Raw genomic sequence first — 8,004 nt, forward strand, 5'->3', positions numbered from 1 at the left:
CGGTTCAGGCGGTTCTGCGGATACGTACGGTTCAGGTGGTTCTCCGGCTGCGCGCGAGGTAACGCTGCGCCACCACGACAACGATAAGGAAGCCGCCGCTGACCACCGACTGGTACGAGGAGTTGAGTGAGCCGATCTGGTTGATGAGGTTCTGGATCACGGCGAGCAGCAGCACGCCCCACAGGGTGCCGCTGATCGACCCCGCGCCGCCGATGAGGAGGGTGCCGCCGATGACGACGGCGGAGATCGCGTCGAGTTCCATGCCGACGCCGACGATGGTGACGCCGGAGGAGAGACGGGCGGCGTTGAGTGCTCCGGCGAGGCCGGCGAGCAGTCCGCTGAGGGTGTAGACGAGGATCTTCGTCCGGGCGACGGGCAGGCCCATCAGGGTGGCCGCGTCGCTGCTGCCGCCGACGGCGAACAGGGTCTGGCCGAACGAGGTGCGCTGGAGCAGGAGTCCGCCCGCCCCGAAGAGGGCCAGGGCGATGAGGACCGGGTAGCCGAAGCCCCAGACGCTGCCCTGGCCCAGCTCGGCGAAGGCGGAGTCCTTGGGCAAGAGGTAGGTGGTGGCGCCCTCGTCGGTGAAGGCGAGCAGCATGCCGCGGGCCGCGAGGAGGGTGGCGAGTGTGACGATGAAGGGCGCCATGTTCGCGCGGGCGATGAGCAGGCCGTTGAGGAGCCCGATCGCGCCGCAGACCACCAGGGGCACGAGGAGGGCGGCGAGGAAGCCCGCTTGGGAGGCCCAGGCGGCGAGGACGCCGCCGAGGGCGAAGACGGAGCCGACGGAGAGGTCGATGCCGCCGGTGATGATGACCAGGGTCATGCCGAGGGCGACGATCGCGAGGAACGAGGCCTGGACGGTGACGCCGCGGGCGTTGTCGAGGCTCGCGAACGTCGGGTAGACGAACGAGGCGATGAGGATCACGGTCAGCAGGACCGCGAGGACGCCCTGGCGCTGGACGAGTTCGCCGATCCGGGAGCAGGTGGAGCGTCCGGGGCGGGGTTCGGGGCGCGAGGGGGCGTTCTTGAGGGGTGCCGGGGCCTTCGCCGCGGGCACGGTGGCAGGTGGGGTGTTGTTCATCGGGACCTACGCTCCCGGGCGACGTAGACGGCGGCGATGATGATGGCCGCCTGGGCGATCTGTGCGGTGGAGTCGGGCAGGTCGTGCTTGACGAGGGTGGCGCGCAGCAGCTGCATCAGCAGGGCGCCCGCGACGGTGCCGAGCACGCGGATGGAGCCGCCGTTCAGCGGGGTGCCGCCGACGACGACCGCCGTGATGGCGGAGAGTTCCATGAGGGTGCCGAGCGAGGACGGGTCGCTGGCGGTGAGCCGGGCGGTGGCGAGGATGCCGGCGAGGGCGGCCATCACCCCGCACAGGATGTAGACGCCGATCAGGACGCGCTTGACCGGCAGTCCGGACAGTGCCGAGGCCGACCGGTTGCCGCCGATGGCGACGATCTGGCGGCCGAAGGTGGTGCGCTGCACCAGGAACGCGACGGCGAGCGCGAGGACGCCCGCGATGAGGACGACCGTCGGGATGCCGAGGAAGGAGCCGGTGCCCAGCGCGAGGATGTCCGGGTTGACGATCTGCTTGAGCCGGCCGTCCGCCATCACCAGGGCGAGGCCCCGGCCGCCGACGAAGAGGGCGAGGGTCGCCACGATGGGTTGCAGCCCGACGAGCGAGACGAGCGTCCCGTTGATCGCGCCGACGACCGCTCCGGCGAGCAGCGCGATCAGCAGGGCGGGGACCAGCCCGTAGCCGAGGTAGAGCGGCAGCAGGGCGGCGGCGAGCGCCATGGTGGAGCCGACGGAGAGGTCGATGCCCTCGGTGCCGATGACCAGGGCCATGCCGAGCGCGACGATCACGATGGGCGCGACCTGGACGAGCTGGGTGCGCAGGTTGTCGGCCGTCATGAAGTGCTCGGTGAACAGCGCGTTGAACAGCAGCACGACGGCGACGGCCGCGTACACCCCGTACTCCTGGTACCAGGCGGGGTCGCGCAGCCGGGCCAGGGGCTTCGCGGCGGGGCGTGGCAGGGTGGCCTGGGTGGTCATCGAGGGTCCTCCTGGGCGGCCCGGGCCGCCCCGCCGGAATCGGGCGTGTGGTCGGCGGGCACGGCGTCCGGCGTGTGGTCGGCGGGCACGACGTCCGGCGTGTGGTCGGCGAGCACTTCGAGCAGGCGGCTCTCGTCCACCTCGTCACCGGCGAGTTCACCGGCGACCGCGCCGCCGCGCAGGACGACGATGCGGTCGGCGCCCTCGATCAGCTCCTCGATGTCGGAGGAGATCAGCAGCACGGCGAGCCCCTCGCGGGCGAGCTCGTCGATGAGGGACTGCACCTCGGCCTTGGCACCGACGTCGATGCCCCGGGTGGGCTCGTCGAGCAGCAGCACCTTGGGCTCCAGGCAGAGCCAACGGGCGAGCAGCACCTTCTGCTGGTTGCCGCCGGAGAGTTCGCCGACCTTCTGCTCGGGGCTGGAGGCCTTGATCCGCAGCCGTTTCGTGAAGATGTCGACGACGCGGTCCTGCTTGGCGCGGGAGACGATGCCGCCCCTGGAGAGCCGGGGCATGGCGGCGAGCACGATGTTCTCGCGGACGGAGAGGCCGGGGACGATGCCCTCGGCCTTGCGGTCCTCGGGGAGCATGCTGATGCCCGCGCGGATGGCGGCGGCCGGGGTGGGACGGCCCAGACGCTTGCCGTCGACGGTGATCTCCCCGCCGTCCAGGGACAGCGCGCCGGTGAGCGCCTTCGCGGTCTCGCTGCGCCCGGAGCCCAGGAGGCCGCCGAGCCCCAGCACCTCACCCGCGTACAACTCGACTGATATGTCGTGCAGTTGGTGGCGGCGGTCGAGGCCCTTGGCGGTGAGGACGGGGGTACGGGCGGCGTCGTGCCCTTCGGCGGCGAAGCCGGTGAGGCCGTCGCGCCGGACCTCGGCCATGTCGCGGCCCAGCATCATCGACACCAGTTGCATGCGCTCCAGCGGGGCGAGTTCGCCGGTGTGGATGTGGCGGCCGTCGCGCAGGACGGTGACGCGGTCGCAGATGCGGTAGAGCTCGTCCATGCGGTGGCTGACGTAGAGGACGGCGATGCCCTGGCCGCGCAGGTTCTCGATGACCCGGAAGAGGGTCTCGACCTCGCGGGGCTCCAGGGACGAGGTGGGTTCGTCCATGATGACGACCTGGGCCCGTACAGAGACGGCGCGGGCGAGCGCGACCATCTGCTGGGTGCCGATGCCGAGCGTGTGCAGGGGCCGCTTGGGGTCGACGCGGAGGCCGAAGCCGTCGAGGAGTTCGGTGGTCTCGCGGTTCATCCGGGCGAAGTCGATGAGCCCGAGGCGGTTCTTCGGTTCCCGGCCCAGGAAGATGTTGCGCGCCACGCTCATCAGCGGGACGAGGTTCACCTCCTGGTAGATGGTGGAGATCCCGGCCTGCTGCGCCTCGAACGGGCGGGAGAGGCGGACGGGTTCGCCGCTCACGCGCACCTCGCCCTCATCGCTCCGGTAGACGCCGGTGAGCACCTTGATGAGGGTGGACTTGCCGGCTCCGTTCTCGCCGACGAGCGCGTGGACCTCGCCCGCGCGCAGGGCGAAGGAGACGTCGTCCAGGGCGACGACGCCCGGGAACCGCTTGCTCACCGAGCGGGCTTCGAGGACGGGGTCCGCCACGGCGGCGGCACCGGCCCCGGAGGTCTCCGGGTGCTGGGGTGTCGCTGGGGTTGGTGCCATGAATCCTGGCCTTCCGGTGTTACGGGAATGGGACCGGGCCGCCGGGCGCCCGGGGCAGCCCCGGGCGCCTCGGGGTGCCCCGGGCGTCGTGGCGGCCGGACGTCCGACGAGGTCAGTAGGCTCCGCCGACCGATTCCTTGGCGTTGGCCTCGTCGTACTCGCGGTCGGTGATGATCACGTTCTCGGGGATCTCCTCACCTGCGTAGAACTTCTGCGCGGTGGCGAAGGCGAGCGGGCCGAAGCGCGGGTTGGACTCGATGACGGCGTTGTACTCGCCGTTGACGAGGGCCTGGACGGCGTTGCGGGTGCCATCGACGGAGACGATCTTGACGTCCTTGCCGGGCTTCTTGCCGGCGGCCTTCAGCGCGGTGACCGCGCCGAGGCCCATCTCGTCGTTCTCGGCGTAGACGGCGGTGATGTCGGGCTTGGACTGGATGAGCTGCTCCATGACCTGCTGGCCCTTGTCGCGGGCGAACTCGCCGGTCTGCTGGGCGACGATCTCCAGGCCCGGGGCCTCGGCCTTCACCTGGTCGACGAAGCCCTTGGTGCGGTCGGTGGTGACGTTGTTGCCGGACGCGCCGAGCAGGATGGCGACCTTGCCCTGGCCGCCGGTGACCTTGATCATCGCGTCGGCGGCGCGCTTTCCCTGCTCGACGAAGTCGGAGCCGAGGAAGGCCACGTAGTCCTTGCAGGCGGTGGAGTTGACCTTGCGGTCGATGGTGAGGACGGGGACCTTCTTGGCGGCCGCCGCCCTCAACGCGGGCTCCAGACCGTCGGAGTTGAGCGGGGCGACGATGAGGAACTGGGCACCCTGCGACAGCATGTCCTGGATGTCGCTGATCTGCTTGGACAGCTGGGACTGGGCGTTGGTGGTGAGGAGCTTCTTGACGCCGATCTTCTTCGCCTCGTCCTTGATGGACTGGGTCTCGGCGATCCGGAACGGGTTGGCCTCCTTCTCCGACTGGGAGAAGCCGACCACGGCGTCCTTCAGGTCCAGCTTCGGCGCGCCGTAGGTCTCCAGTGTGCAACCCGAACCGGATGAGGAATCAGGGGACTTGGCCTCCTGCGCAGCCTGACTGCTGTCGCCGCCCGCGTTGCTGGAGGTCTCCGACTTGGCGCAGCCGGCGGCGGCCAGCGTGGTGGCGGCGAGGACGCAGGCCACGGCGAGGGTACGGGATCGACGCTGGATCATCATGCGCGGAACGCTCCTTGGCGGGTTGACGGCACGCCGATCGGCGTGCGGTCGGGCATGCGGGACGAGGCATCGGTTGCTCTGCGGCTGATGCCGCCGCATTCCTCACACCCCTGCCCCGTGCTGCGGGAACAGCGGTCGTGAGAGCCTGCGCGGCCTGTCGGCGGCTCGGTTTACAACGTTATATATGTGGTGCGGCACGAGCGGCAAGAGCGATGTCGATGCGTTTCCAAAATGTGTCGGCAGACCGCCGGGACGCATCCGCGGCCGCCAACTCACCCTTCGGCAGCGGCTCTGCGCGAGGTCTGGACACCCGCCCGCCGCCGTGCTGTCATATCGCCGGACGCCTGATTTTCATCGTTGCAAGAGCGGTTGCCGCCCGGCCCGCGGGAGGCGGTGAGCCTGTCCTGGGCTGGAAGGCGGCGTTCCCCGAGGCGCCGCACCCCACCGTCACCGGACGCGTTAGGCCGTACGCCGCCGCCCGCACGCGGCCGGGCGAAGACCGGACTCGGGGCGTATCCGGGTACGCCCCGGCCGGATCACCGGCCGCTCCGCGGTGCGGGGATCCTCGGCAGGAGCTCCCACAGCGGGCGCCCGCCGCTCGCCCACGTGGCGAGGACCCGCCGGTCGGCGAGGTGCATGCGCAGCTGAGCCGCGAGGGGAGCGCAGCGGGTGGAGAAGCGCCCGTTGGTGACGACCAGGACGACATCGGCGCCGTAGAGCTGGCGGGCGGTGCCGTTGACGCGCTGGAGGTCGGGGGTGCCGACGGCGGAGCCGCGGTCACCGGCCTTGCGGTGCTTGGCCTGGATGACCCAGGTGCGGCCCAGAGGGTCGGTGGCCAGGACGTCGGCACCGTTGTCTCCGGCCCCGCCGATCTGGCGGGCGTCGGTGCACCCGTCGCGGAGCATCAGGTCACGGATCGCGTACTCGAAGTCGCGGTGGTGCAGGGCGTCCAACTCGGACAGCCCGTAGCGCAGTGCTTGCCGCCGCACCCGGTCCCATGCCTGCCGCTGACGGTAGCGATGGACCCACACCGTCCCGCCGACGGCGGCGAGTGCGCCGAGCACGACCAGCGCCCACCAGTTCACCAGCAGCCAGGAGATCACCGCCCAGACCAGCGTGACGCCGGCGAGGGCACCGACACCGAGCAGGAGCAGCTGGGTGTCACGGCGCTGCCGCCGGCGCGAGCGGCGGCGGCGCGGCAGCACGCTGCGGCGTGCGGGACGACGTGCCGCGGTCCGGCGGCGGGGCGGTGGGCGGCGGTTGGCCATCGGGCTCGCTCCGGTTTCAGCGGGAGGAGTCGGTGACATTGGAGGTGAGCCGGCCCAGGAGTCGCCGATGTCCTCACCCAGCGGGGTCGGACCGATGACGGCGGGCAGCACTCCCGCGTCGGTGGTCAGCATCCCGCCCCGCCCCTGAATCACTCTCGGTTCCCGTTCGGATCCTCTTGTGTATCCGCAGCCTGTACGGTCGCGCCCGGCAGTTGACGGATGATGACGCAAAGCGACCGGTTGGCCGGATCCGGCACCGACGCCTTCGGAGGGTCGGTCTGCCGGAATCGTCACCGGGCGTTCCGCTGCCCAGCGGCCGGCGATGGCCCGTGCCGTCGGCGAACGGTCACCACGGCGGCGACGTCCGCTTCGTGGGGCTCCTGAACGGACCGTCCCGGGAGAGGCCGGTACGTCTCCAGCGCCTGGTGCACAGCGGTCTTCGTCGGCCATGTCGGGGACCGGGGCGGGTCTGCGGCCGCGAGGCGTTTCACCGTATCCGCGATCCGCCCGGAGGACGGGGGATAGGGCGGTGTCATCGCGAGTTGGCATCATCCCCAGCAGGTGTCCGCTCCCCCACACTCTCTCCGTACCGTCCCGCGCCCCGTCCGTTCAGCGGACAAACCCCGGGGTGCGGCTTCATCGGACAGTAGGAGAAATCCCCCATGAGACACGTCCCGACCGCCATCGCCTCCGCCATCGCCGGCCTCGGCTTCCTTGCCACGCTGGGTTCAGCTCCCGCAGTCTCAGCCGCTCCTGCTCCTGCCGGCTCCACCCCTGCCAGCGTTGCCGCGTACAACGGATCGGGCGAGAACGCCGCCGCGAACCGCGCCTTCCTCGACGCGGTCATGAAGTCCGTCGCCGAGAAGCGGGCCGCCAATCCGGGAACCCAGGTCGTCACAGTCACCTACAGCGCGGCTTCCGCCCCGAGCTTCCGCACCCAGATAGCCAACAGCACCCGGATCTGGAACAGCTCGGTCTCCAACGTCCGGCTTCAGGAGGGCTCCAGGGCTGACTTCACGTACCGCGAAGGAAACGATCCGCGCGGATCGTACGCCTCGACCAACGGACACGGCCGTGGCTACATCTTCCTGGACTACCGGCAGAACCAGCAGTACAACTCGACCCGCGTCACCACGCACGAGACCGGACATGTCCTCGGTCTGCCGGACAACTACTCGGGACCGTGCAGCCAGTTGATGTCCGGCGGCGGCCCCGGCCCGTCCTGCACCAACTCCCAGCCGGACGCGAACGAGCGAGCGCGGGTGAACCAGCTCTGGCAGAACGGCTTCGCGGCCGCGTCGGCCCGCGCCGCCTCCCGATCCGGGAACTGATCGCTTCACGTGCATGAGTGGAGGGCCGTTCCGGACGGGGAACGGCCCTCCACGCTGGGCCCACCCGCCGCCAGCGAACCGGTTCGCAGCGGCGGGCAGGAAGCCGTAGCGGCGCGACGTCACGGAGGGGCGGGCGAGCCGGCCCTTGGCACGCCCTAGGTATTGCGAAAGTAGCGCCGTCCGCCCGGAGGGCGGGCGCGGCGGCGTCCGGTGCGTGCGATCGCAAGGCGGAGGGTCGCCCCGATACTGGATGTATCGGGATCACCCCGATACTGGATGTATCGGGGTGATCCCGACAACGCGGCGAGGGATGGGGCCTCCCCTGCTCGAGCGAAGCCGAGAGCTTGGGGAAGTGCCAGGCGTCACCGCGCAGGCGGGACTTTCGACACGCGCCCTAGTCTTCTGAGTCAGGAATTCTGTTCAGATGTATAGGCTTGGTCTGTGGCGCGTACTGGGCGGCCGAAGGCCGAGTTGATCCTGTCCGA

The 8,004-nt window shown here is 70.5% G+C and carries 6 protein-coding genes; 1 reads left to right on the top strand and 5 read right to left on the bottom strand.

Features of this window, described 5'->3' with window-relative positions; all coding sequences use genetic code 11:
• Positions 1-31: 31 nt before the first annotated feature.
• The 5 genes from ACIRJT_RS25600 to ACIRJT_RS25620 form a co-directional block, all read right to left on the bottom strand.
• A complete protein-coding gene (locus ACIRJT_RS25600; protein ID WP_403913148.1) occupies positions 32-1,081 on the bottom strand; it encodes an ABC transporter permease in 1,050 nt (349 codons plus the stop codon).
• A complete protein-coding gene (locus ACIRJT_RS25605; RefSeq protein WP_403913151.1) occupies positions 1,078-2,055 on the bottom strand; it encodes an ABC transporter permease in 978 nt (325 codons plus the stop codon). Before ACIRJT_RS25605 ends, ACIRJT_RS25600 begins: the two co-directional genes overlap by 4 nt.
• On the bottom strand, positions 2,052-3,725 hold the full coding sequence (locus tag ACIRJT_RS25610) for a sugar ABC transporter ATP-binding protein (RefSeq protein ID WP_403913154.1): 1,674 nt from the start codon (positions 3,723-3,725) through the stop codon (positions 2,052-2,054). The genes ACIRJT_RS25605 and ACIRJT_RS25610 overlap by 4 nt, the downstream gene beginning before the upstream one ends.
• A gap of 112 nt (positions 3,726-3,837) precedes the next feature.
• On the bottom strand, positions 3,838-4,920 hold the full coding sequence (locus ACIRJT_RS25615) for an ABC transporter substrate-binding protein (RefSeq protein WP_403913157.1): 1,083 nt from the start codon (positions 4,918-4,920) through the stop codon (positions 3,838-3,840).
• A 536-nt stretch (positions 4,921-5,456) separates the two neighbouring features.
• Entirely contained in the window at positions 5,457-6,188 is a 732-nt protein-coding gene (locus tag ACIRJT_RS25620) for a restriction endonuclease (protein WP_403913160.1), read from the bottom strand.
• A 662-nt stretch (positions 6,189-6,850) separates the two neighbouring features.
• On the opposite strand from ACIRJT_RS25620, the gene snpA reads away from it, so the two are divergent.
• On the top strand, positions 6,851-7,519 hold the full coding sequence (gene snpA, locus ACIRJT_RS25625) for a snapalysin (RefSeq protein WP_403913162.1): 669 nt from the start codon (positions 6,851-6,853) through the stop codon (positions 7,517-7,519).
• Positions 7,520-8,004: the final 485 nt, after the last annotated feature.

This window comes from Streptomyces sp. NPDC102283 (assembly GCF_044766265.1).
GTDB lineage: Bacteria > Actinomycetota > Actinomycetes > Streptomycetales > Streptomycetaceae > Streptomyces.

What these genes read in the sequence shown, in the direction of transcription:
- snpA (WP_403913162.1), top strand. Translation starts at nt 6,851, where the DNA reads ATGAGACACGTCCCGACCGCCATCGCCTCCGCCATCGCCGGCCTCGGC.
- ACIRJT_RS25620 (WP_403913160.1), bottom strand. Translation starts at nt 6,188, where the DNA reads ATGGCCAACCGCCGCCCACCGCCCCGCCGCCGGACCGCGGCACGTCGT.
- ACIRJT_RS25600 (WP_403913148.1), bottom strand. Translation starts at nt 1,081, where the DNA reads ATGAACAACACCCCACCTGCCACCGTGCCCGCGGCGAAGGCCCCGGCA.
- ACIRJT_RS25610 (WP_403913154.1), bottom strand. Translation starts at nt 3,725, where the DNA reads ATGGCACCAACCCCAGCGACACCCCAGCACCCGGAGACCTCCGGGGCC.
- ACIRJT_RS25605 (WP_403913151.1), bottom strand. Translation starts at nt 2,055, where the DNA reads ATGACCACCCAGGCCACCCTGCCACGCCCCGCCGCGAAGCCCCTGGCC.
- ACIRJT_RS25615 (WP_403913157.1), bottom strand. Translation starts at nt 4,920, where the DNA reads ATGATGATCCAGCGTCGATCCCGTACCCTCGCCGTGGCCTGCGTCCTC.